At 42.9% G+C, this 24,178-nt stretch carries 23 protein-coding genes; 10 read left to right on the top strand and 13 right to left on the bottom strand.

The window, feature by feature from the left end; all coding sequences use genetic code 11:
• Window positions 1-3: 3 nt before the first annotated feature.
• Window positions 4-627 carry a response regulator gene (locus DSL64_RS22170; RefSeq protein WP_115833131.1) on the top strand — a complete coding sequence of 208 codons (624 nt, stop codon included), beginning with the start codon at window positions 4-6 and terminating at the stop codon, window positions 625-627.
• A 65-nt stretch (window positions 628-692) separates the two neighbouring features.
• Here DSL64_RS22170 and DSL64_RS22165 read toward each other — a convergent pair whose 3' ends face one another.
• Window positions 693-1,643 (bottom strand): aldo/keto reductase, encoded by a 951-nt coding sequence (locus DSL64_RS22165; RefSeq protein ID WP_115833130.1) that lies wholly within the window; start codon window positions 1,641-1,643, stop codon window positions 693-695.
• A gap of 154 nt (window positions 1,644-1,797) precedes the next feature.
• Here DSL64_RS22165 and DSL64_RS22160 point away from each other — a divergent pair, with 154 nt between their 5' ends.
• Window positions 1,798-2,502 (top strand): IclR family transcriptional regulator, encoded by a 705-nt coding sequence (locus DSL64_RS22160; RefSeq protein WP_115833129.1) that lies wholly within the window; start codon window positions 1,798-1,800, stop codon window positions 2,500-2,502.
• Between the two features lie 7 nt (window positions 2,503-2,509).
• Here DSL64_RS22160 and DSL64_RS22155 read toward each other — a convergent pair whose 3' ends face one another.
• The 3 genes from DSL64_RS22155 to DSL64_RS22145 form a co-directional block, all read right to left on the bottom strand.
• Entirely contained in the window at window positions 2,510-3,766 is a 1,257-nt protein-coding gene (locus tag DSL64_RS22155) for a hypothetical protein (RefSeq protein WP_115833128.1), read from the bottom strand.
• Window positions 3,741-4,337 (bottom strand): RNA polymerase sigma factor, encoded by a 597-nt coding sequence (locus DSL64_RS22150; RefSeq protein ID WP_115833127.1) that lies wholly within the window; start codon window positions 4,335-4,337, stop codon window positions 3,741-3,743. The genes DSL64_RS22155 and DSL64_RS22150 overlap by 26 nt, the downstream gene beginning before the upstream one ends.
• 64 nt (window positions 4,338-4,401) lie before the next feature.
• A complete protein-coding gene (locus tag DSL64_RS22145) occupies window positions 4,402-5,409 on the bottom strand; it encodes a hypothetical protein (RefSeq protein ID WP_115833126.1) in 1,008 nt (335 codons plus the stop codon).
• 263 nt (window positions 5,410-5,672) lie between these two features.
• Here DSL64_RS22145 and DSL64_RS22140 point away from each other — a divergent pair, with 263 nt between their 5' ends.
• Window positions 5,673-7,193, top strand: a complete 1,521-nt coding sequence (locus DSL64_RS22140) for a GH3 family acyl-acid amido synthetase (protein WP_115833125.1) — start codon at window positions 5,673-5,675, stop codon at window positions 7,191-7,193.
• Here DSL64_RS22140 and DSL64_RS22135 read toward each other — a convergent pair.
• From DSL64_RS22135 to DSL64_RS22115, 5 genes are all read right to left on the bottom strand, one after another.
• On the bottom strand, window positions 7,170-7,793 hold the full coding sequence (locus tag DSL64_RS22135; RefSeq protein WP_229217183.1) for a hypothetical protein: 624 nt from the start codon (window positions 7,791-7,793) through the stop codon (window positions 7,170-7,172). The two genes, DSL64_RS22140 and DSL64_RS22135, sit on opposite strands and share 24 nt — an antisense overlap.
• 55 nt (window positions 7,794-7,848) lie before the next feature.
• Window positions 7,849-8,100: a hypothetical protein gene (locus DSL64_RS22130; protein ID WP_115833124.1), complete on the bottom strand. Its 252-nt coding sequence runs from the start codon at window positions 8,098-8,100 to the stop codon at window positions 7,849-7,851.
• A gap of 566 nt (window positions 8,101-8,666) precedes the next feature.
• Window positions 8,667-9,182 carry a GNAT family N-acetyltransferase gene (locus DSL64_RS22125; protein ID WP_115833123.1) on the bottom strand — a complete coding sequence of 172 codons (516 nt, stop codon included), beginning with the start codon at window positions 9,180-9,182 and terminating at the stop codon, window positions 8,667-8,669.
• 145 nt (window positions 9,183-9,327) lie between these two features.
• Window positions 9,328-9,759, bottom strand: coding sequence for a hypothetical protein (locus DSL64_RS22120; protein WP_115833122.1), 432 nt, complete (start codon window positions 9,757-9,759; stop codon window positions 9,328-9,330).
• A 267-nt stretch (window positions 9,760-10,026) separates the two neighbouring features.
• Entirely contained in the window at window positions 10,027-10,398 is a 372-nt protein-coding gene (locus DSL64_RS22115) for a hypothetical protein (RefSeq protein WP_115833145.1), read from the bottom strand.
• Between the two features lie 204 nt (window positions 10,399-10,602).
• On the opposite strand from DSL64_RS22115, the gene DSL64_RS22110 reads away from it, so the two are divergent.
• Window positions 10,603-11,340, top strand: a complete 738-nt coding sequence (locus tag DSL64_RS22110; protein WP_115833121.1) for an NUDIX hydrolase — start codon at window positions 10,603-10,605, stop codon at window positions 11,338-11,340.
• A 70-nt stretch (window positions 11,341-11,410) separates the two neighbouring features.
• Here DSL64_RS22110 and DSL64_RS22105 read toward each other — a convergent pair whose 3' ends face one another.
• Both DSL64_RS22105 and DSL64_RS22100 read right to left on the bottom strand, forming a co-directional pair.
• Window positions 11,411-12,277: a DMT family transporter gene (locus DSL64_RS22105; protein ID WP_115833120.1), complete on the bottom strand. Its 867-nt coding sequence runs from the start codon at window positions 12,275-12,277 to the stop codon at window positions 11,411-11,413.
• 417 nt (window positions 12,278-12,694) lie between these two features.
• Window positions 12,695-13,333, bottom strand: a complete 639-nt coding sequence (locus DSL64_RS22100) for a hypothetical protein (protein WP_115833119.1) — start codon at window positions 13,331-13,333, stop codon at window positions 12,695-12,697.
• Between the two features lie 247 nt (window positions 13,334-13,580).
• Here DSL64_RS22100 and DSL64_RS22095 point away from each other — a divergent pair, with 247 nt between their 5' ends.
• Both DSL64_RS22095 and DSL64_RS22090 read left to right on the top strand, forming a co-directional pair.
• Window positions 13,581-13,910, top strand: coding sequence for a hypothetical protein (locus DSL64_RS22095; protein WP_115833118.1), 330 nt, complete (start codon window positions 13,581-13,583; stop codon window positions 13,908-13,910).
• 188 nt (window positions 13,911-14,098) lie between these two features.
• Entirely contained in the window at window positions 14,099-14,650 is a 552-nt protein-coding gene (locus DSL64_RS22090) for a hypothetical protein (RefSeq protein ID WP_147300401.1), read from the top strand.
• A 26-nt stretch (window positions 14,651-14,676) separates the two neighbouring features.
• On the opposite strand, the gene DSL64_RS22085 is transcribed toward DSL64_RS22090, so the two are convergent.
• Entirely contained in the window at window positions 14,677-15,804 is a 1,128-nt protein-coding gene (locus DSL64_RS22085) for a glycoside hydrolase family 88/105 protein (RefSeq protein ID WP_115833116.1), read from the bottom strand.
• Window positions 15,805-16,119: 315 nt separating this feature from the next.
• Between DSL64_RS22085 and DSL64_RS22080 the strand changes: the two genes are divergently transcribed.
• The 4 genes from DSL64_RS22080 (at window position 16,120) to DSL64_RS22065 (ending at window position 22,388) form a co-directional block, all read left to right on the top strand.
• Window positions 16,120-16,530, top strand: a complete 411-nt coding sequence (locus DSL64_RS22080; protein WP_115833115.1) for a hypothetical protein — start codon at window positions 16,120-16,122, stop codon at window positions 16,528-16,530.
• Window positions 16,531-16,649: 119 nt separating this feature from the next.
• Entirely contained in the window at window positions 16,650-17,735 is a 1,086-nt protein-coding gene (locus tag DSL64_RS22075) for an efflux RND transporter periplasmic adaptor subunit (RefSeq protein ID WP_115833114.1), read from the top strand.
• A 23-nt stretch (window positions 17,736-17,758) separates the two neighbouring features.
• On the top strand, window positions 17,759-20,965 hold the full coding sequence (locus DSL64_RS22070) for an efflux RND transporter permease subunit (RefSeq protein ID WP_115833113.1): 3,207 nt from the start codon (window positions 17,759-17,761) through the stop codon (window positions 20,963-20,965).
• Complete coding sequence (locus DSL64_RS22065; RefSeq protein WP_115833112.1) at window positions 20,955-22,388, top strand: TolC family protein; 1,434 nt, start codon at window positions 20,955-20,957, stop codon at window positions 22,386-22,388. The genes DSL64_RS22070 and DSL64_RS22065 overlap by 11 nt, the downstream gene beginning before the upstream one ends.
• A gap of 99 nt (window positions 22,389-22,487) precedes the next feature.
• On the opposite strand, the gene DSL64_RS22060 is transcribed toward DSL64_RS22065, so the two are convergent.
• On the bottom strand, window positions 22,488-24,167 hold the full coding sequence (locus tag DSL64_RS22060) for a RagB/SusD family nutrient uptake outer membrane protein (protein WP_115833111.1): 1,680 nt from the start codon (window positions 24,165-24,167) through the stop codon (window positions 22,488-22,490).
• Window positions 24,168-24,178: the final 11 nt, after the last annotated feature.

The following is a 24,178-nucleotide window of genomic DNA, read 5'->3' as shown; positions in this document are numbered from 1 at the left end:
CTTATGAAAGTATTTATCATAGACGACCACCCCATTGTTTTGAACGGCTTGAAGAACCTGCTCGAAACAAGACCCGAGATAGAAGTTACGGGTATGTACGACCTTGGCGAACCCATGATTGAAGCCATTGACTCTAATGTGCCTGACGCCATGCTCATGGACGTGAACCTGCCTGACATCAACGGAATAGCCCTTTGTCAGAAAGTCAAACAGAAACACCCGCAAGTCAAAATTGTAGCATTAAGCGTACACAATGAGAAAACAGTCATTATGGGAATGTTACAAAGCGGAGCCAGTGCATATGTACTGAAAAATGCAATCGGTGACGACATTATCGGGGCTCTGCATGCTGCTATGGACGGACAGATATTTCTCTGCCAGGGATCACAAAAGGTATTAAGCAACAATGAAAGTAATGATTTAAAGGAAATCCCCCGCCTGACCCGCCGTGAAAAAGAGATTCTTCAACTGATAGGGAAAGGTTATACAACCCAACAGATCGCATCGGCATTATTTATCAGTACACATACCGTGGAGAGCCACCGGAAAAACCTGATGGAGAAATTTGGCGTTCCCAACACGGCAACGGTCATTAAAATGGCAACTGATTTCGGGTTAATGAATTAAGTTGACTAAAGAGATGTACCTCCTTAGGAGACACATCTCATCAATCTTATAATCTGGGCCGGATTTTAGTAACTACTCGCTTCATTCAGCGAAGCAACGTCCTGCTCGTCCAAAGTAATCTCTGCTGCAGCTGTAATGGTTTTTAGCTGATCCGTTGACGTAGCACTTGCAATCGGTGCAGCCACATTGGGACGCGTAAGCAGCCAGGCCAAAGCAATTGTCGCAGGTGTAGAATTATGCTTTTCAGCTACGTTGTCGAGTGCTGCCAAAACTGCCAGTCCTTTCGGATTTAGATAACTTTTAGCTCCTCCACCCCTTGGGCTCTTTCCAAGATCTGCCTCCGAACGGTATTTACCCGTCAAAAATCCGGACGCCAGTGAATAATAAGGTAGCACGGCCAGATCGTACTTCGCTACAATTGGCGCATAATCCGTTTCAAATTCTTTTCTCTCTACAAGATTATACAACGGTTGGTAAACCTGATAGGACGAGGCACTTTTCTCTTTCGAATATTCCAAAGATGCAATCAGATTCTCCGGGCTCAGATTCGATGCACCAATCACACGTACTTTGCCCTCTTTCACCAGCTGGTGATGCGCTTCAAGCGTTTCATCTACAGGAGTTTTTCCGTCATCCTTATGCGTATAGTACAAATCTATGTAATCCGTCTGAAGTCTTTTTAAAGATTCCTCGACTGTTTTCAGGATGGTTGCTTTGCTCACATCTGCCGGTCTGATACCGTTTTCAAATCCTACTTTCGTTGCGAGTACGATATCGGAGCGGTTACCACGTTCCTTGAACCACTTGCCGATAATGGTTTCTGATTCACCGCCACTGTTACCTTCTGCCCAAAACGAGTAAGTATCCGCTGTGTCGATGAAGTTGAATCCCGAATCAGCAAACGCATCCAGAATTTCAAATGATTGTTTTTCGTTGAGCGTCCATCCAAACACATTACCACCCAAATTCACAGGTGCGATGTGAAGATCTGTTTGTCCTAATTTTACTTTTTTCATTTTAATTAAATTTTATTGAAGCTTAAGCTGTTCAGACTGGGAAGCATCATTGATGTGCTGCCTTTACTTGTATCAGGTGTAAATGTGTACTATTTTTGAATATAAACTACATTTACATGTGTGAAATAGTAAAAACTTCAGCAATGTTGAATAAATGATACAATCAGTAAAGAAAACGTTTGATATCCTTGAATACATGGCCGCGAATGGAAACCTGGTCAGGCTACAGGATATAGCTGAAGCGCTGTGCATTCAACCAACCACTGTACATAATTTTCTTGCCAGCCTTAAGCAACTCGGCTATATCGAACAGGACGAGCTCACGCCTCGTTACAGACTTACAGCTAAAATAAATACCCTCGACTTTTCCAGAGCGTCCATTCATAAGCTTCGTAGCGACTTCAAGCCGCTGTTGGAAACGCTTGCTGAACAGACCGGCGAAACGGCTTACCTGGCTGTGCAAATGGGAAGTTATTTTCGGTACGAGTGGATTTGCGAGCCTAACCGTACGATTAGGATCTCGCTGGATATGGGACGGGAATATGAAATGCAGCACACTGCCATTGGAAAGCTATTTATGGCTTATTCGCCTCAACTGGCAGGTGTTATCCAACGTAATCTTGACCCGGAAACAATCACGAAACAGCAGGTTGAACTTTCCCAAATAGTAGCCAATGGATATGCACTTGATTTAGAAGAATATGAAAAAGAACTTCACTGTGTAGCTGTGCCCTACCTGTGTTCCGGGCGCGTGGTAGCGGTAATCGGTCTATCGGGACCGGCTTATCGCTTTGATGTCACACGTTTGCATCAATCTGCGGAAATAATCAGGAATGCATTGCGGTCTTTACATAAATAATGCTACCTCATTTGAACCTGACCTCAACAGACAGCCCCACCTGATATGGCTGAGACTTCCAGGTATGTGCCCCAACTGACCGTTTTGAAAAACTATATTGAGCGTAAGGGCCAATCTGAATCCTGCTGTGCTGTGTATCAACTATCTGCCTTGCTATTCCTGCATTAGCCCAATACATATTTTGTCCCGTTGGCCATACACGTGTGTATTCTGCTCCTAATGTTGCACGATTAAGCTTTGCAAAGTTGTCGGGAAGCAGCAAAGTTCTTCTTACCGATAACCCAAGCAAATGCAACTTCTCATCAATCTTATGCAACTCCCCTATCGGCAAGGCAGTATATCCCTGATCGTCCTGTCTGTCAACTTTAATTCTCGAACTACCAATTTCATATGTATTCCAATTACGCAGATACCCGTAACTGAGCAGCAACTGGAATTTCCTTTTTTCAATACCGGCGGAAATCTTATAAGAAATAGATCTGGCAGATAAGGCAGGTGCAAATTTTACATTCTGGTAAGACAATTCCGGCAGTGAATTCAGATGGACAATTTGAAAAGTCGGCAACGCCGCCATTGAGAAAATCCACTCAGTAGGTGAAGTAGAATAATTTTTAACAGAAGGGGTCATTGAATCAACTTCAGGAATCCCGATAACACTGGTAAGATTTATTTTTTCAAAAAAAATATCCCTGCCGTCAAGCAAATGTAATTCTGTCTGCTTGGATAATTCTTCTGACTTCGTTTCAACCGTTGTGCTTTCATTAAAAATAGCAGCTGGAACACCAGATCCTGTTTTATTGATTTGCTCATTCTCCGGCACCAAAATCCGTGAGACTGGTTGTACTACAGTGAGACTTGGATTTACTGGTCCAGTTTCCATTTTTTTCGATGGAAATTCCGGGTTACTATTTGCTGAAAAGTTACTTCTGGTAGGAGTTGATACCGATTGACCATTTTCCGTTTTTGATCTGATATCGTTACTTGAAACTGAATCCTGACCTTTTCCCCGAACAGATTCCTTTTTCTCCGATAATGAAAATACCTTCTCCCGATGACCGCCTGACTTCAGATTCTCCGGAACATATAGCAGTCCCATGAGAACGATCACAATTGCTGCTCCCCAATAATAAAATGTACTTATACCTGCAGAAGAACCAAAAATGTTCCGGCGCACCGACTCATCCACCTCAGGCGCAAAATCATCAAATCTTTCCCGCAGGTGTCTGCCCAGCTGGTCGTCAGGATTTTCTTCCGGTGTATTCATAATCCTCTATTCCGGTTTTCTGTAATTTTTTCATCAACAGGACTCTGCCCCGTTGCAACTGAGATTTCGATGTTCCTTCAGATATGCCTAGCATCTCGCCAATCTGCTGGTGGGTGTAACCATCAATCAGATAAAGGTTCACAACCGTTCTGTAACCATCCGGAAGAGAATTAAGCGTTTTAAGCAGCACTTCCATGTCCAGTTGGTCAATAATCCGGCACGAGTCGTTCAGCTCTATATCAGTAACATTCAGCTCAATGGATGTACTCAGCAACTCTTTTTTTGTTGTCGCGTGATAATAGTTAATCGCAGTTCTCACTACTAATGACTTAACCCATCCATCAACCGATTCAGCATCCCTGAGCTGATCTATGTTTTTGAAAATCTTGATAAACGACTCCTGCAAAATGTCATCTGCCTCCGCCTCGGTTTTAGCATACCGGAAACACAATCCTTTTAGTTTGTTCTTATAGTGATCAAAAAAAGTATTTTGCGCACGACGCTCCTGCCTGCGACATCCTTCAATGATGTCGGCCAGTGAACCAGTACTACGCTTTTTAAACAAATTCATTAGGGGTGTTCAATTATCGCCGGAGCGATTGTGTCATAAAGACGATTGATCTTCTCAAAGATCCTCAGTATAATCCCAGATAACTTCTTGTGATAGGATTTCCGTTGCTGTCAAAAACGATGAACCAAGCTTGTGACCCGTACATAGTTCCATTATGTTTTTGAGTGCCTACGTGATAGCTAACTACGCCATCATACTCTCGCTTTTGTATCCCGGCAAATTGTCCGGTAAAACCGAATCCCTGATAACGAGGCTGCGCCAGGTAATTTTGAATACTGACCGGCAAATCGGTTAGCCCGGACAAACTCGTGAGCTGATCCCCGCCGGCAACCAGCGTCAGGTCGTTGTTAAAGATAAGCTGAAAGTACGTATTGCCCGAACGAACATTCAAATTGTAAATAAGCTTTCCGTCATTTGTATTTGTTATCGTTGCATTGGAGAACTGTAAACTCTTACCAGCTATGTAGTCACGGATGGACTGAGGGATATCCTGGATCTCCTGAGTTGTCACTTCAGATTTAACCGGACGCATCTCCAGATTGTAAGTATTCTTCCCGGAAAGATATGTAACACCCCACCTAAACAGATAACTTTCATTATTCCATTCATAGTCGGCCAATAGCCATCTTCCATAATTCCCCTCCGTAACCCAACTGTATTCCTGCTCCTTAAAGTTAGAAAAGCTTCCCCCTGCTATAGAAGAAGGATTCAGAAGATTTTTTAAACTATCCGGTACAGGCTCTCCGGCAAGGCGATAGGATACAATAATGTTATCGGGGTTCACAGCAGCATTGTATTTTTTCGAAGCGGATTCCAGATCCACATTCCATACCCTGTCTTTGATCACCTCACTGAAAACGAGATTCTTCGGATTTTCATAACTCTTTTCAATCAGCTGAATCACTCTGTCGGGTACTGTGACCCTCTGTGGATTGACTTCCTTCACCTGATTACAGGACACAAAAGCGGCCAACACAAATACCAATTTGGAAATTGATTTGATCATATAAAAACGTGGTGAAAGATTACCGGCTGCGTTATGACCAAGAGATAATAGTTTAAGAAATTTCATGATCGTTTAAATTTTCTTTTGGTTAAACCCATTTTTCGAACACGATAATCTGGCAGCCGGCCGCATCTTCAGATTGAGTATTCATGGTGTTTTTTAAGTCAGACAGGAAAATTTAAAACGGGGTTGCATGAAATGCTAAAAAATATTCGGAGTAAAAAAATCGCTCATTCTAAAACTACTTTTTCTTAATCGTTCGAATCTGTATTTCTGGCATAATTTTATCTGTTACTCATCAGCATCTAACTTATAATAAAAGCAACTCAATGGCAGTAATTGGTGATCTGATCAAGAAAGCCCTCGATATAACCGGCAAAATAATATCCGAACCCGAGGCAACAGAAGCACAGCAAAATGTACTCAGAAAATTACTTGAAAAAGCAAAATTTACTGCCTTCGGAAAGGCCTATCATTTCGCAGAAATTCTGGAGCATCCTAATCTCATTTCCGAATTTCAGAATAGAGTTCCGGTACATGATTACGACAAACTAAATACAGAATGGTGGCATTATTTGCTTAAAGGTCATCAAAATGTAACATGGCCGGGAGGTCAGCAATATTTTGCGATAAGCAGCGGTACCACAAGTAGCAACAAACATATTCCGGTCACGGATGACATGCTGACATGTATACGTAACGCCGGAATTTCAGAGATTACCAACATTTCAGCATTTGACTTACCGGGAGAGTTTTTCACCAAACAGATACTAATGCTGGGTAGCAGTACCAGTCTTATCCACAAGGATGATTTTCTGGAAGGCGAAATAAGCGGAATCAGCGCTTCTAATCTGCCGACATGGTTCAATGGATTCTATAAGCCGGGCCCGGAGATCGCCTCAATGAGCGATTTTGATCAAAAAATTACAGCCATCGCAGAGCAGGCTCCCGACTGGGACATTGGCTGTTTATCCGGTATTCCTGCCTGGATCGAACTTATGTTAAAAGAGATCATTCGTTATCATAAGCTTGAAAACATTCATCAGATTTGGCCAAATCTGATGGTTTACACCACTGGGGGCGTAGCATTTGAGCCTTACAGGAAGAGTCTCGAAAAGCTGTTTGCACATCCATTAATTTACATAGATACTTACCTTGCATCAGAAGGGTTTATTGCCATTCAAAAGCGGCCTGATACTTCTGCTATGGCACTCTTTCCCGACAATGGCATATTTTACGAGTTTGTTCCTTTCACTCCTGAAAACGTAGATGAAAACGGACTTGTCAGAGAGAACGCTACCGTTCACGCACTGGCCGACGCGGAAGAGGATATAGAATATGTGTTATTGATCTCAACAGTTTCCGGGACCTGGCGCTATATGATAGGCGACACCGTGATTATCACAGATAAGGCCCGTTCAGAAATAAAAATTACGGGCCGTACCAAGCATTATCTTAATGTGGCCGGAGAGCAGCTTTCTGTTACGCAAATGAACGAGGGACTGGCAGTACTGGAACAGCATTATGACGTTTCGATCAAGGAATATGTGGCCTCTACGGTTCATGAAAATGATCAGTACATTCTTAAATGGTACGTAGGTTGTGATAAAATACCAGATCGGCAAAAGGTAGCAGACACCCTGGATGCCGCTTTAAAAGAACGAAGTAAAAATTACGCCGTAGCCCGTACGAGAGCACTGAAAGGAGTTCAAGTGGAGCTTATTCCCGAGCAACTGTTTTACCAATGGAGCCAGGAAACTAAAAAGAAAGGTGGGCAGGTTAAAATTCCACGCGTCATGAAGCAGGAAGATTTTGAGGAATTCGGGTTATTCGTGTCCCGCAACATTTGAGTTTTTCAGTCCTTCTTCCAGTGCTCTCACCTGTTCCACAATATCATCCGGCGATAAATACAGGCGTGCAATCTTACGCTTGTATTTATCCGGTAGCGAAGTGTGATCCAGAATATAATGTTTGGTAGCAATAATATACCTGCCCAGGCCGTGATTTACCGCAAATGTATCTGCTGTACGTTCCGCTTTCCTGACGTATTTGGGAGATAGCAGATATCCCAATCCGAAACAAACCATTCCCCATACGCTCCTGTTTTCATAGTCCATAACATGTCCCAGTTCGTGACCGATCCATCCAATCAGAACCTCAGCCGGCAACTGGTGAATCGGCTCCGCGGCATGTGTGAGCCTGAAGAGCGCGCTAATATTGATCTGATACTCACGCTGATTCGTAAAAAATGAACGTATTACCGGCTGAGCCTGCATAACCGAACCCTTAATCCGCTGCCGGAATTGGAAGCGGATAGGTGTATGAGCCAATTCGGGATAGAAAGAAAGTGCCGTGGCAATCTCTGCCGAGAGAACCGAAGGAATCTTTTTATTGGTAAAATCAGAATTGATATGATGTTGGTAGTTCATGGAGGTACTACTGATTTTCATGGCCGAAATACTTTAAGATAGGCCTGAAAATATCGTACCGGACGTTACCTGATCATTATACCAACATAAGTCTTCTTTTGACGCGTGCCGCCTGGTCGTCGGACAGGCATAGTAAATAGGAAACAAAATCATCTGAATCGATTCTGATGTGATAGCCCTGTTCGGCTTTCGACATCATCCATGTAAACTGAGCATGTTCGTGTTCGATCTGTTCGACCGGATAGCAATGTCCTGTAGCCAGCACACAAAAAAGTTGAGATTTGAATTGTCTGGCAAGATTGAGAATGTCCTGAATGTGATTATTCATTGTAAAGGGTTATTAAGTGTAAGAATTAGTTAGTTTCAACAAAAAGGGTTTTGGTTGATGATTACACATAGAAATACTTTGTATTAAAATCCGCGCATCAATCGTTTCTGACTGCCCTTTTCTGTCTGTGTCAGACCAATTTTTTGCACGATTTACTGCGCTGCTACACCTAAAAAATTAAAAGATTGGTTGCCGGGAAATGCTGTTGAAAACGGAAATCCAGAACCGTACAACCATTAAAATAGTCTTAAATTTACTCAAAAAAAATTATTTCCTAAATCCACAAATCAACGATAGTTCGGGTTTCGCCGCGCAAGATATACCATATAATGATCTGAAACTAAGCTTACTATTAATATCATGGTATTCCATGATTCCCGGAAAAAGCCCTTGCACTTATAACAACATCATCCTGACCCGATAACTACAGTCAATAGACTTTGAAAGAGTCAAAAAGTAACTGGCAGTACCATCACATAAAAAATCCTTCGCAGAGCCGAGCAATACAATCAGCTTAACGAAGGGAAAAGTAAATTTATTTCTGGCTGTAGATTTATGTCGACTATTCAGACCAGCACTTTTTTCATCATGATATCGGTTTGCTCATCTGTTCCCATTCGGAAAGCATGTTTGTCAAATGCTACAAAACCATTTTTTTCATAGAATCGCGTAGCCTTTGCATTTTCTTCCCAAACGCCTAGCCAGATATACGTAACACCACTACCTGCGGCCACTTCTAAGGCCTTATCATAAAGTAATTGACCTAGCTTTTTACCGTGGTATTCACTTTTCACATAAATCCGTTCTATTTCCATAGAGGCCTCATCGTGTAATTCGGTCTGCGCAGATCCAAAATTCACTTTCAGGTAACCTACTGCCCTACCTGCGTCACTTAAAATATAAAATTGGGAATCAGGATTTAGCAATTCTCCTTGTAACTTTCCCAAAGTCAACTTATCCTGAGCATATTGCTCCATATCTTCCTGAGAATTGTGAGGTGCGAATGTCTCAAAAAATGTTTCCTTCGCGATTTGCAAAATACTTGCCAGGTCCTCAATATCAGCTTTCGTAATTACCATCATTTAATGTTGAAATCTAAAAATCCCGCTAAGCTAACAACAAAAATGCCTATCACGATAGACCAAAACGGAACTATCATGATAGGCCACCAGATTGTTAGAAGGTTAACTAATAATATATAGCTAACCTGTTATCGTCACTTTTACCCTACTTACCACCCGGATTTCGTTTGGAAGCCTGGTTACCATAGTTGCTGGTTTTACCGGTATGATTTTTGATGTTCCTGGGAGCCGATCCGCTTCCTTTTTTCATGGTTGTATCCGGCTCAGTCATGTTCTTTCTTCGTTTTTCGACAGCCTCTTTGGTCGTGAGCATGGGCTTGGGATCATCCACTTTTGAATATTGATCAGGTTTCTTCGGCTTGGATCCCGATGCCGCGGGGGCAGCCGCAGCTCCTTCTCCTCCGCCAGCATCGTTCGCCTTCGCAGTGGTGTCTTTGTCCGCCTCATTAGCAGGTTCCACTTTCTGAGTCTCTGTTCCACTGGAGCCCTTTCCTTCTGAATTGGTGTTACTTTGCGCGTTACACACTGTAGCCGCAAATAACAGAGCTGTAAATGATACAATTGATAATTTCTTCATGACGTTCGGTTTTTAAAATTCGTTGGTTCAACATAGAACACGATGACTCTAACTCACACCTTAACAACATCGTCGATCTCATCTGTGCTCATTTCATCAATGTTCACCACGCTTTGTAAAAACATGTGCCAGCAACCACAGAGGTCAGGCTCGTCACAAAATAAACAGACCCGAAATAGCTATTTCGGGTCTGTTTGTTAACCTGGTAAAGATTAATTGCAGGCCTCTCAAAATTCTTTCTCTTGAAGAGAGACGACGACTCAAATGCTATTTTACACGTTTCGCATTTGCTTCAAAGGTATACAATGTCCCCTTCAGATTATCCTGATCAACTTTAGCAAGGTCAATGGCAATTTCACCAACTTCTGCCGATTCAAAGTATAGGACCAGTTTATCAGCTGTCTCTTCAACTCTGGTGATCGGTCTTTTCGGTGCTGAAGCATCCGCAGGTACAGATAATTCGCCGGTCAGTTTTCCATCCTGACGAACAAGATCAGTCAGAAACTTCATATCACCCATTGGCGTGTCTTTGACCGAAATCTCCCATTTACCTGCAAAGAAATCCGGGGTAGTCTGACCGTACGTCACTACACCCACAAACATGATAATCGTCAACAATAGGTACTTCATTTTTTTCATGTCCATTTCAATTTTAAAAGTGAATAAACAAAGGTAAATTATTAATATTATTATTATCTAATTTTTAGATAATAAATTTTCCTGACTTACTTTTGATGAATACTACGGGTTTATGTTAAAATCAGTAGCAGAAAACACGTTGAATCATTTCCAAAAAACGGGGAAATTGTAGTTTTGCTTCCTCAAAAGATATAGGTACATCAAATGCAATTACCCAGCGAACAGGATTACATCCAGCAAATCTCTATTGACTGTGTCATTTTCGGTTATCAGCACGACCAGCTCCATGTCCTGATACCGAAACTTAAATTTGAGGGTAACTTTTTTGCCTTACCGAGTGGTTTCGTACTCCAGGACGAGGATCTGGATGCTGCAGCGACGCGGATATTACAGGAACGTACGCAAATATCGGGTGTGCAACTTCACCAATTTTACTGCTTCGGAAAAGCCAACCGTAACAGCCGCGCATTCATGGATCTTCTGATCCGATTGAATCCCGAACTCGATAATCTGGAACAAGCGAACAGAAAGGAATATGACTGGTTTACCCGCCGCTTTATATCGGTAGGCTATTACGCATTGGTTGATATCAACAAGGTCATTGCCCGGAAAAGCGATCTGGATCAATCTGTTGCCTGGCGTATGATAGGGCAATTACCTGATATGATCATGGACCATAATCATATTGTTCAGCGTGCTATACATAGTTTGAGATCGTCTTTTGATGAGAGACTCAGCGCTTTCGAGCTATTGCCGGAGACTTTCACGATGAAGGAATTACAAAAAATGTATGAATCAATATTCGAAAAGCAATTTCCGATGAACAACTTTCAAAAGAAGATACTCGATATGGATGTACTGGAACGACTTGAGAAAAAATTCACCGGAGCTGCCAACAAAGCTCCTTACGTGTACAGATTAAAAGACAACTTACGCAAATGAATAGTTATTTCTTTACGAACTGATTATGTATTCGGGGATGGGCTAACTTATCCATCCCCGAATTGTCATTCTACTCATTCTTACGGGCTACCATAAAGCTTTGTAAAAGAACAGAAACCATCACAAACGATATGCCTACATAGAACGATGTATTCACAGTTTTACTTTCTCCAAAGAACAAAAACGCCATAATGATTGCGTAAATCGGCTCCAGATTAAAACTCAGATTAACGGTGAATGCTGATAACTTTTTCAAAGCCTCTGCAAAGAGTACATAAAGCCCTACTGTACAGAAAAGAGACAACAACAGCAGATAAAAGGTGTCTTTCAAGGAAGGGATGAGACTTTCTACGGGAAAGAATAACAGATACAAAGGCATGACCAGCCCGAGACCAGCGGTACCGCCAATCATCTGATAGTAGTTGATCAGTTTACTATCGTAATTACGAACCAGTCTTTCATTGTAGATAGTATACAGCGCCGCAAAGGCGGAAGAAACAGTCCCCAGTATAATTCCAAGTTGATAAGAGGCATCAAAATGAAAAATCAGCCCTATCCCAATCAGAGTTATCAAACTGAGCAGTAATTCAGAAAGAATCAATTTTCGCCTGATCATTGCACTGAATATCGCAGTAAAAAAGCTTGTCAGACAATAGCAGACGACTCCTATCGATATGTTGGAATACTTGATACTTGCATAGAAGAAAACCCAGTGAACGGTTATCAGTAAACCAACTTTTGCAATGTTTAACTTATCGCGGAGTGGGAAGTCAGCATGAACTTTGAGCAGTTTGAGAATCATGAACAGCCATATTGCTGAAAACAATACCCTGTACCAAACAAGCAAACCTTCATTGAGTGAGATTAATTTACCGAACACGCCGGTGAAGCCAGCAAGTATTACAGCCGTGTGTAATACCAGATATGATTTTTTCATAAGAAATGATATTCCTCTAATAACTTTAAATTACCAATTTGTAAAAGTGGAGGCATAACGAACCATCCCTTTGGTCAAGGGAAGCGTGGCCTTCACGAATTCATTGAAAATTTAAGGCATTGGGGGTGAGATCACATTCCTACGGTTCATGCAGCTATTTTGTTTTTTGCAAAGGTAATAAAATCATGCTGCATTCGTAAAATCTGGTCCAGAAACTAGGATTGTAAAAGTTTTTGTCAGAAATAAAATACTATTCATCAACAGGTTACATTTTGGCTTTAACTTCCAGTTTGCCGCCTGTGTCTCTGAACACACACCTCCTCACCTCTACAATACCTTTGTAAACAGTATTCAGAAAAAAATAACCCGGCTTCGCTAAAGGAAATCCGGGTTAGTGCATCACGAAAACAAATCATTTCATTCCACAGGATGCTCAGTCAGCCTTGTATTCAGATTATCATATCTCAACAGACCTTTCCAGCTACCTCTTACCTCGTGATTTTGTCCTGTAGTTTTGTTCACGATTGATGCTTTGAATGAGCAATTGATCACATGAGCCTGAACACTCCGATCGATAACAATCTTTGACTTTGCAGGAACATTTATACTCACCGTGTCCGACCAAAACTTTCCGTACGGCACTTGCACTGAATCCCGGCTAACCGGCAGCTTGGTCGCGAAGTAAGAAAACGAGCCATCCGCGATCAATTGTGACGGTACATGCACTTCAAATTTTTCAAGATAAAGGTCTGCTGGAAGTAAGTTAGGTTCCGATACCTGAAAATAGGAAGTCTTGGCAAGCTTGGAATAGTCCTCTGTGAACTTCCTGGCCAGCTTTGCATTACTGTAGTTATAAATAGTGGTATCTCCAAGACCGACCATCAGTGTATCAATACGATCACCGTCCGACATAAAATACTGAATATCTTTAAGTTGATAGTCAGCTTCAGGCGTAATTTCAGGCTCAGTTCTTGATGGTTTGGAACAGGAAGCTAATCCAACCATGCAGCCAAAGGCTACGCTCAAAGAAAGTAATTTTACGTTTGAATTTTTCATGCTAAAATATCTTTTACTGCAAAATTGTAACCGAATGGTTAATTGATAGAATAAGAATTCCGGATATCGTTTTTACTCTAAAAAAAGCAGTTTTAGAATGTAATCTGATTGCTGCCGGTTTCACGTTTCATTTCCGAAGAAGTTTTCAAGTTATCCATAATCCGAAAGATCCCCATGCTGGAATGCTTTTTTAATCATCAACCGATAATACTGTCAACAGAATCAAAATCACCAAACATAACAAATCATGCCAAGTAACAATCAAATAGACGACGAACAATACGATGACGAGCTCCCGGGAAATTATCCGGCTAATGAGGACGTGTTTCGTCAGGGACTAATAGAATCGGAAGTGGATCCTGAGGATATTACCAGGTCAAAAGAGCCCCTGGATGTCGATGCAGAAGAATGGAATGAGAAAACGTTTGCTACAGATCCTGTAGGCGACGATCTGGATGTTCCCGGTTCGGAATTTGACGACGAGGATGAAAAGATTGGTCGTGAAGACGAGGAAAATAATTATTATAGTCTGGGCGGCGACAACCATGAACGTCAGGAGGAAAATCAGGGAGATTGATCAGCAGCAAGCAAGCAGCTACTATCTTTTCAAAAAACCGAAGCACTGCCCTACAATGCAAGACTTCGGTTTTTTTCTGGAAACCACCTTAACGTTAACTGCAAAAAATGAAGGTAAAAAGCATCAAACGAAGCAATATAAGCGCAACTCTTTCGATCTATCTATAATACATCCTCTACTCATATGTTATGCTATTCGATTTTCACCTGTTTGTATTCTGTGTACTTATTATTCAACCGCTTTGTGAGATAGAGGCTCAACCTCGTTTCACACGAATGAGAGCCGGATTTGCTATTGACGCTGGCGGAACAGCGCCCGCTGGGGCAGTTTCTGCAGAGATGCCCTTGTACTATGGCGAGCATGGCTTTCTGAATATGCAGGCAGGGATAGGGCTTGCAGATTTCACAACACTTGAAAATTCATTCTCCACATCTTTTTCAACTACTTACAACCGGATCTTGAACGGATACCGTCGCGACCTTTGTCGGCCAGCGCCTGATCATAACAAATTTGAGTTATATCTTGAAACAGGATTAGCCCTGTCTACTTTCCATCCCAGAACTTTCTATGCCGGTAAGAATCGCTTGCGTTATCATTTTCATCAGATGGGGATTATTGGTTTGCGAACCCATTATGTAAGCCCTAAATGGATTTATACTTTTAAAATCAGGGCAACACCGTTATTAACCCCAGACATTCAATTTTGGGCCGGAGCATCAGCTGGTATTGGCTGGCGATAATGTGTACCGCCAGCTAATACCTTTTCTTATTTTTTCAAATACCTATACACTTCACTCCCCGCAAGCAGAAATGCTCCTACACCAAAGTCAGCGGTAGATTCCGCATTCACAACCTGCCCCGGAATTGCCTTCTCTCCTATTGGCTGAACGTAGCCCAGTTTGCCGTCCTCCTGCAGAGCCACTTTTGAAAGGTAACTCCAACTCTTCTTGACAGCTGGCAAATATATTTTTTTACTAAGAATTCCATTATTGATTCCCCACATGATACCATACGTAAAAAACGCAGTTCCGCTTGTTTCAGATCCGGGAGCATGTAGCGGGTCCAACATGGATCGCGTCCAGTAACCTTCAGGCTGCTGAGATTTCAAAACTGCCTCAGCCATTCCTTTGTATTTCGCGAGGTACTCCGCACGATGCGCGTCGTTCTTGGGAAGATCCTGTAACACTTTCGCTAAACCGGCAATCACCCAGCCATCGCCCCGCGCCCAGAAATCTTTTTGCCCGTTGGCACTTTTATGCTTAGGGAAAACGTATTTGGCGTCTCTGAAATAAAGCTTCGCCTCACTATCATACATGATACTGTTTGCGTAAGTAAAATACTCATAAAGTTTATCCAGATAGATCTGCTTACCGGTAACCTTGTACAATTTGGTCATCACCGGCATTACCATATACAAGCCATCGGCCCACCACCAGTAATCATTCGCAGACGTGCTCATCTGATACTCCATTACTTCAATGGCTCTGGCAATTTTCTGCGGATCTTTCTCCAGGTTATACAAATCGATATAGGTCTGAAAGCAGATTTGCCAGTCACCAAACAAAACATAATCGTCCTTTTCGCCATAGCTGTACTTCCAGGCTGACTTATCATCTGACTTGGCTCCTTTCCACTCATTGTGCACAGCCCAGTCTTCAGAATATTTACGGTAAGCCTCATTTTTGGTAAGTGCATACAATTCCATATTGCCTGTGTGGTACGCCGCATGATCCCAGAAAGCCCGTTTTTGAGCAGGATTATTTTTCTGCCAGTAATCGTTGGCTTTCGTGACGCTGGCCAGTACCTCGCTTGCCGCAGGTAGGGATTGAGCCTGAATTTTGGATGCTGTCACAAAGAATAACAGCAATAAAAGAGAATGAATGGTCTTTGTCATTTTGCAATAGATTATGAGTTACAAAGGTACCGACCCCTTCTTCCGGATAAATACTATAATTTGACCAAAAACAAGCAATAACAGCCTACTTCGCATTCCGTGGCAATTGAATTATCGAAAATCAACCAGTCAAATCAGAAAACAAATTGTTCCGCAACCCATTTTTATAATTATTGCAATATTATCTTATCCTCATACCTTACATCCAGTGCTGGTTACAATATTTTAATGTCCTTTTAACACCGTTTTAACCCCCTATTAACTGTAAATAACTGTTTTTGTACCGGAATTCACTCCTCCAACAAGCCCAGATTGATGGCCAAGGCATTTAGAAAATATTTCCACTACGTTGTAATACTCCTGCTGACCGCATGGGGCATTCACCGCGCCCATGCCGAGGAACAGCAGCTACAAGAAAATACCTCTCTTTATTTTGCCAACATCTGCGTAGGTCCGAATCTGGAATGCAACGATCTGATCATTGGTCATGGTCACTCCGGAAAAGCATTCAGAGACCGTGTTAAATACATCACTGAGGAAAATTTCAGAGCTGTTTTCAAATCTTCAGTTCAGAAGCAGGCTCAGGCCGCTACCAACTATTTTACCTCGACAACAGTAAGCCTTTCTCATTACCTGCTTCGTTTGCCTGTTCTTACCATTGCTGATAACCTTTCAGTATATATAAAATCTTCTCTGTACCTCCTGCTCCGCGTTTTGAGGATTTGAGAGTTTAGGGCGTACTATATCTTATCTACACTGTTCAGCCTGGTTTTCCATTAAACTATGCCCTGGTACCGACATGTAGTTACAATCCGAATTTCACTATTTCATATAACACCATCATCATGAATAAGCTTATCATGTGCCTGAGTCTGTGTGCCTTGTTTTTCCAGACAAGCTGCGACTCCAAAAAAGAAGAAAAGGAAGAAGAACACACACAATACCTTGTTACAAGTCCCTTAGAACGAGATACATTGGTAACCAAGGAGTATGTAAGCCAGATCAAATCTATCAACCATATTGAGCTTCGCGCTCTTGAAAGAGGTTATCTTCAGAAGATATACGTCGATGAAGGACAGGCTGTTAAAAAAGGACAACTGATGTTCCAGATCATGCCTTTGATTTATCAGGCTGAGACTCAGAAAGCACAGGCTGAAGCAAACTTCGCTGAAATTGAATTTAAAAACACGAAGTCACTTGCTGACAGCAATGTGGTGTCTAAAAATGAGCTGGCACTTGCTCGTGCGAAATTCGATAAAGCCAAAGCAGAATTGAGACTTGCGCAAACACACTTGGGCTTTACGGAAATACGTGCTCCGTTTGACGGCATCATGGATCATTTTCAGGTGCGGCTGGGTAGTCTTGTAGATGAAGGGGATTTGCTCACAACCCTTTCAGACAACAGCCAAATGTGGGTTTATTTCAATGTGCCGGAAGCCGAATACCTCAATTACAAAACCAGAGAGAGCGGTAAAGATCCGTTGAAAGTACAACTGGAAATGGCTAACCAGCAACTTTTCGATCACCCGGGTGTAGTGCAAACCATCGAAGCCGACTTCAATAATGAAACAGGTAACATCGCTTTCAGAGCAACCTTCCCTAATCCGAAAAGATTGCTGAGACATGGTGAAACTGGTAATGTTCAAATTAAGGAAGAATTGAAAAATGCGCTGATGATTCCTCAGAAAGCTACGTTTGAGGTTCTGGATAAAAAGTATGTCTATATCGTTGACAAGGACAATGTAATCCGTTCCAGAGAAATCACCATCTCCGCTGAGCTTCCTCACATTTTTGTAGTATCCGGTGGTCTGAAGAAGGATGATAAAATCCTGCTGGAAGGCCTGCGTCAGGTGCATGAAAACGACAAAATTCAGTACAAGTTTATGCAGCCTGATTCGGTGATATCTCATTTAAATCTGTACGCTGAATAGGCGGTCATCCCAAACGAAAAGACATGTTTAATAAATTCATAAGACGCCCTGTATTCGCTATCGTAATTTCGATTATGATAGTCTTTGTAGGAGTATTGGCGATCAAGAAACTACCTATTTCCCAATTTCCCGACATTGCTCCGACCACGGTCAATATCTTTATTGCCTACCCCGGAGCCAGTGCTGATGTATTGGTAAAATCAACATTGATTACACTTGAACAGGCTATTAACGGGGTGCAGGACATGCGGTACATCGCAACGGACGCAACCAGCGCAGGGGAAGCGACGCTTCGGATTATTTTTGAGCCCGGAACTGACCCTAACGATGCGGTGATTCGTGTAAAAACAAGGGTTGACCAGGTGATGCCTTTGCTACCTGAACTGGTACAACGTGAAGGGGTGATTATCACACCTATTCAGCCTAGTATGTTGATGTACGTTAACCTTTATTCGAAAGAAAAAAGTATTGACGAGAAGTTCCTTTTCAACTATGCAACGGTGAACATGATCCCCGAGATCCAGCGGACAAAAGGGGTTGCAAGAGCACAGATCCTTGGTAGCCGTCGGTACGCGATGCGTGTATGGCTGAATCCGGATCGTATGCGTGCTTACAGTATTTCTACTGAGGAAGTAATGAAAGCGCTGGGCGAGCAAAGTATTATCGGACGCCCCGGCCGACTGGGACAAAGCTCTGGTATTGCGGCCCAGTCTCTGGAATACGTACTTACCTATAAAGGGCGCTACAGCGAACCGAAGGAATACGAGGATATTATCATTCGCGCCAATAAAGAAGGAGAAAGTATTCATTTGAAAGACATAGCGACCGTGGAATTGGGTAGTGAGTTCTTCGATATTTACTCTAACCTGGATGGTCACCCGTCTGCCGCGATCGTACTTCGCCAGAATTTTGGCAGTAATGCAAGTGATGTAATCGAAGAGGTGAAAGCGAAGCTGGAAGTAATGAAAGGTTCTTTCCCTCAGGGAATGGATTACAAGATAAGTTATGACGTATCGCAGTTTCTTGATGCATCTATTGAGCAGGTAATTCACACGCTTCGTGACGCCTTTATCCTGGTAGCTATTGTTGTATTCATTTTCCTTGGTGACTGGCGTTCTACTTTGATCCCGATTCTGGCCGTGCCGGTTTCGTTGATCGGAGCGTTCTTTGTGATACAGGCATTCGGGCTATCCATTAACCTGATCACTCTTTTCGCACTTGTATTAGCTATTGGTATTGTGGTTGATGATGCCATTGTCGTCGTCGAGGCCGTCCATGCCAAGATGGAAGAAGAGCCTCACCTATCGCCGTTCAATGCTGTAAGAAAAGTACTCGGAGAAATCAGCGGTGCTATTATTGCGATCACCATGGTTATGGTTTCGGTATTCCTGCCCATTTCATTCATGTCAGGACCTGTTGGTACGTTCTATCGCCAGTTCTCGATTACCATGGCAAGTTCAATTGTGATTTCTGCCTTGATTGCCCTTACGCTGACACCGGTATTGTGTGCGATGTTGCTGAAAAACCATCACGGACATGCGAAGAAGAAGAACCTGCTTACAAAGGCATTGGATAGCTTCAACCGTGGATTTGATAAACTGACTGGCAGATATGTGAATCTGTTGAAAAAGATCGTAAGTCGTCGTGTGTTGACTTTCATTATTCTTGGCGTTTTCTGTCTGGGTATTGCTTACGAAAACCAGATACTTCCATCAGGTTTTATTCCAAATGAGGATCAAAGTACGATTTATGCGATTGTACAAACGCCTCCGGGATCGACGCTTGAAAAGACAAATGAAGTATCGCAACGTCTTCAGAAGATATGCGAAGAAGTACCGGGCATTGAGTCGGTATCGTCACTTGCAGGTTACGAGATCATGACGGAAGGTCGTGGATCCAACGCAGGTACCTGTCTTATCAACCTGAAACCATGGTCGGAGCGTGATCACAACGTGAAAGAGATCATGGAAGAACTGGAAGAAAAATCGAAAGGACTGGGCGCGGTTGTTGAATTTTTTGAACCGCCGGCAATTCCAGGTTTTGGTACATCGGGTGGTTTCTCCATGCGTTTGCTTGATAAAAACACCAATACTGACTACAGTGAGTTTGACAAAGTGAACAAGGAGTTTTTAGAGAACCTTGGTAAACGCAAAGAGCTGACCGGTCTGTTTACCTTCTTTGCTGCCAACTATCCTCAGTACGAACTGGAGATTGACAATAAACTGGCCATGCAGAAAGGCGTGTCAATCGGTAAGGCGATGGATAACCTCAACATCATGATCGGTAGTACCTACGAGCAGGGTTTTATCAAGTTTAATCAGTTCTTTAAAGTGTACGTACAATCCGATCCGAAGTTCAGAAGACTTCCTTCCGATCTGCTGAACCTGTTTGTTAAAAATGAAGCAGGCGAAATGGTACCTTATTCAGCTTTCATGAAACTGAAGAAAGGTCAGGGTCCTAACGAGATTACCCGTTTTAACCTGTATAATTCAGCGGCGATCCAGGGACTTCCTGCCAAAGGATATACAACAGCTGATGCCATTCAGGCAATTCGCGAAGTTTCGGCTAAGACGTTGCCCAAAGGATATGACATTGCATTCGAGGGTTTATCTTACGACGAAGCAAGCCGGGGTAATGAGGCACTTGTCGTTTTTATGATCGTACTCACATTCGTATACTTTGTACTTGCAGCGCAATATGAAAGTTTCATCATTCCCCTTGCCGTTGTTTTCTCACTACCTGTTGGCGTATTCGGTTCTTTCTTTATGCTGAAAGTGATGGGTCTTGAAAATAACATTTATGCACAGATCGGTCTGATCATGCTCATTGGTTTGCTCGGTAAAAACGCCGTACTGATTGTCGAGTTTGCCGTTCAGAAGCGGCATGAGGGTATGACCATTCTGGATGCAGCGATTGAAGGTGCGAAAGTGCGTTTCCGTCCTATTCTGATGACCTCGTTCGCCTTTGTAGCAGGTCTTATTCCGTTGATTATCGCAACAGGTGCAGGTGCTATCGGTAACCGCACAATCGGAGCATCGGCGTTAGGAGGTATGCTCTTCGGGACCATTTTCGGGGTAATTATCATACCGGGCTTGTATTTCATATTCGCGAAGCTCGCCGATGGTCGCAAATTAATCAGAGATGAGGAAGATGGCTCACTGACAGAAGAGCTCGTACATGCCATTGACACTTTCCCTCAAACAGACGAAAACCAGGATCATGCAAAATAAAAGAATCATAAACTGGGTAGGGCTCGTATTCATGAGCCTTGCCTACACCGCCTGCCATGTGCCGGTTGCAGTACAAAAAGATGAGAACAAGAGTGTTCCGGCTCAATTCAGCAGTTCTCTTGACTCGACCAATTCTGGTAAAATTAGCTGGAAAACATTCTTCTCAGATCCTAATCTGAATGCATTGATTGATTCAGCATTCAGCAATAACCAGGAGCTGAACATAACCATGCAGGAAATAGAGATTTCCAAAAACGAGATCAGCGCACGCAAAGGGGAATACCTGCCATTTGTGGGTTTGAAAGGTGGACTGGGTGTAGAAAAAGCCGCCCGTTACACCAACATTGGTGCAAGTGAGGCCACAACGGATATCAAGCCGGGCAGAGAAACGCCGGAACCGCTTCCGGATGCACAGATCGGAGCTTACGCACGGTGGGAAGTCGATATCTGGCACAAATTGCGTAATGCGAAAAAATCTGCCGTACAACGTTATCTATCATCCATGGAGGGAAAGAACTTTATGATGACAAACCTGGCTGCGGAAATTGCGAATTCCTATTATGAGCTGCTTGCTTTGGATAATCAATTAAGTATCGTTCAGCAGAACATTGAAATACAAAGCAATGCCTTGCGGATCGTAAGATTGGAGAAAGATGCCACGCGTGTTACGGAGCTGGCCGTGAAGCGTTTCGAAGCACAGGTGTTGAAGACTCAGAATATGCAGTATGGAATTCAGCAAAAAATCGTTGAAGCTGAAAACCGCATCAACTTTCTGGTCGGCAGATTTCCGCAGCATGTAGCCCGTAGCACGCAGAATTACGAAACACTTGTACCTGATGTCATGAAAGCAGGTTTGCCAGCTCAACTGCTGGCCAATCGCCCGGATATCAGACAAGCCGAACTCGACCTTTCTGCTGCAAAGCTGGACATACAGGTTGCGCGCGCTGCGTTTTATCCTTCTTTGGGTATTTCGGCGAGCATCGGTCTGCGTGCATTCAACCCGGCTTACCTTGTGAAGTTACCCGAATCGTTGATGGGATCACTCATTGGTGATATGGTAGGCCCTTTGATCAATAAAAATGCGATCAGAGCTACTTACTTCAACGCAAATGCGAAGCAGATTCAGGCCGTTTACAATTATGAGCGCACGATTCTGAACGGTTATATTGAAGTGAGCAATCAGCTTTCCAATATTGATAACCTTGAAAAAAGCTATGATCTGAAAAAGAGAGAGGTGGAAACACTGAATCAATCGACTGCAATCTCAAACAGACTTTTTATGTCGGCCCGGGCAGATTATATGGAAGTGTTACTGACCCAACGCGAAGCACTCGAAACTAAATTCGAATTGGTAGAAACCAGAATGCAGCAAATGAATGCAATGGTGAATGTCTACCGTGCGCTGGGTGGAGGCTGGAATTAATTAACCTATGATAATTTAGTACCCCTGTAAAAAAGAATGGGTGATGCTCAAACTGTGGCATCACCCTTCTTTTTTGGTTTCCCTTAAAGTAATTTCATTTTATTGATAACCCGGATTCTGAGTAATCTGAGCATCATTCAGGTTAATCGCATCCTGAGGAATGGGACGGTAAATCTTGTCGGCTCCACCTATCCCAAGAAATGCTGCATTCACTCCTATCCGTCTGATATCAAAATTGTAACGTCCGGTAAGGTCTTTCAGCCTTTTAGTACGACGTAGCTCAGGCCAGCGGTTATATTCGCCCACAAATTCTTTGGCAGTTTCAATGTGGTAAGCGTCCAAAGCGGCAATCTGGCTACCTGCCGTAGCGATGTCAACATTTGGCACCAGCTTCGTTCCATTCTTCGAATTGCCCGGACGATCCAGCACCTTTTGCACATACTGAGCAGCAGTTGGTAAGTCATTCAGACCTATACATGCTTCCGCATACAGGAAGTAGGTTTCTGCAACACGCGCCAATACGATATCTCTCACACTTGCATGCGTATTGAAAATCGCTCTGGTCGATGGACTGTCAAACTTCTTCACAACCGGCATAAACATATCACTTTCGAAAGAAGCCCTGTAGCGGTTTTCGTCCGAACGGAAAGGATAGAAACGGAAATTGCTTGCGATCTGTCCGGCATGTGCAGCGCGGTAGGCTATCGAATCAGCAGCAGTATATTCCCTGCCCCATACACGCGGATAATGCGCACGGATCGGAATCGTATTCTTGTTTTTCGAAGCATCATAGTAATCAAAATACTGATCATAGATTGTCAGCATAAACGTCGCTTCGTAACGTGCATCGTTTTCTTTAAAGAAATTATGCAGGTTCCACGACGGGAAGATATTCCCATTCATATACTTGTGGTTCAACTCCGACCCTCCAAGGTAAGGTCCAAAAATTCCCTGCTGATTATTTCCGTCAGATTCAGAAGCAATCGATTTTGCGTCATATTGTACTGCGAATATCACCTCTTCATTGTTCTGATTGGTTGGTGACCAAAGCTGCTCAAATGGTATCGTAATATTCTGACCGTTGATCGCAGCAGTTGCGTAAGTTTTCGCTTTTTCAAAATCGGCGTTACTTCCCAAATCCCAGCCCCGTGTCAGATACACCTTCGCCAGATAATGGTTCGCAGTTCTCTTATTCACCTTCGCCTTGGCAGTTCCCAGATCAGGAAGTGCGGCTTCCATTTCTGAAATAATAAACTGGTAAGAATCCGCCAGTGAAGCACGTGGCAAATCCATTCTTGGCGCAAAAGTAGCCTCATTGTTAATGATTATACCACCAAATTGCTCTACCAAAAGGAAATGGTAGAACGCACGCAGAAACTTCAGTTCAGCTGTTAAAATTTTACGGTTTGCATCGCTGAGCTGTGCTATATCGCTATAATACAAAGCCATGTTAATGGTTTGTATTGCGTTATAGCTGTTTTGATAAAACGTCTTCACCTGGCCATTCTCAGGATAAAGTTGCTCATATTCCATCAGTCCGCGCTCTGCAAATCCGCGTGATAAGTTATAAATATCAGTTCCGGCCAACTGCAGCCATGGCGTATTGCGATACGATGTCCGCAGGGTATTGTAAGAAGCAGTTACCAGAGTCTGATAGCCGGTTTCTGTCTTATAGAAGTCGTCGTTTGAGATACCTCCTTTGTTATCTTCTTCCAAAAAGTCGCTGCACCCTGTAAGCATAAGCGCTACGACAACGAGTGGTTTAAATATTTTCTTCATTGTGATTTCGC

Origin of the sequence: Dyadobacter luteus (assembly GCF_003383615.1) — a bacterium.
Taxonomy (GTDB): Bacteria; Bacteroidota; Bacteroidia; order Cytophagales; family Spirosomataceae; genus Dyadobacter; species Dyadobacter luteus.
Note: the sequence above shows the minus strand (reverse complement) of the source record. Positions and strands in the feature narration are given on the sequence as shown.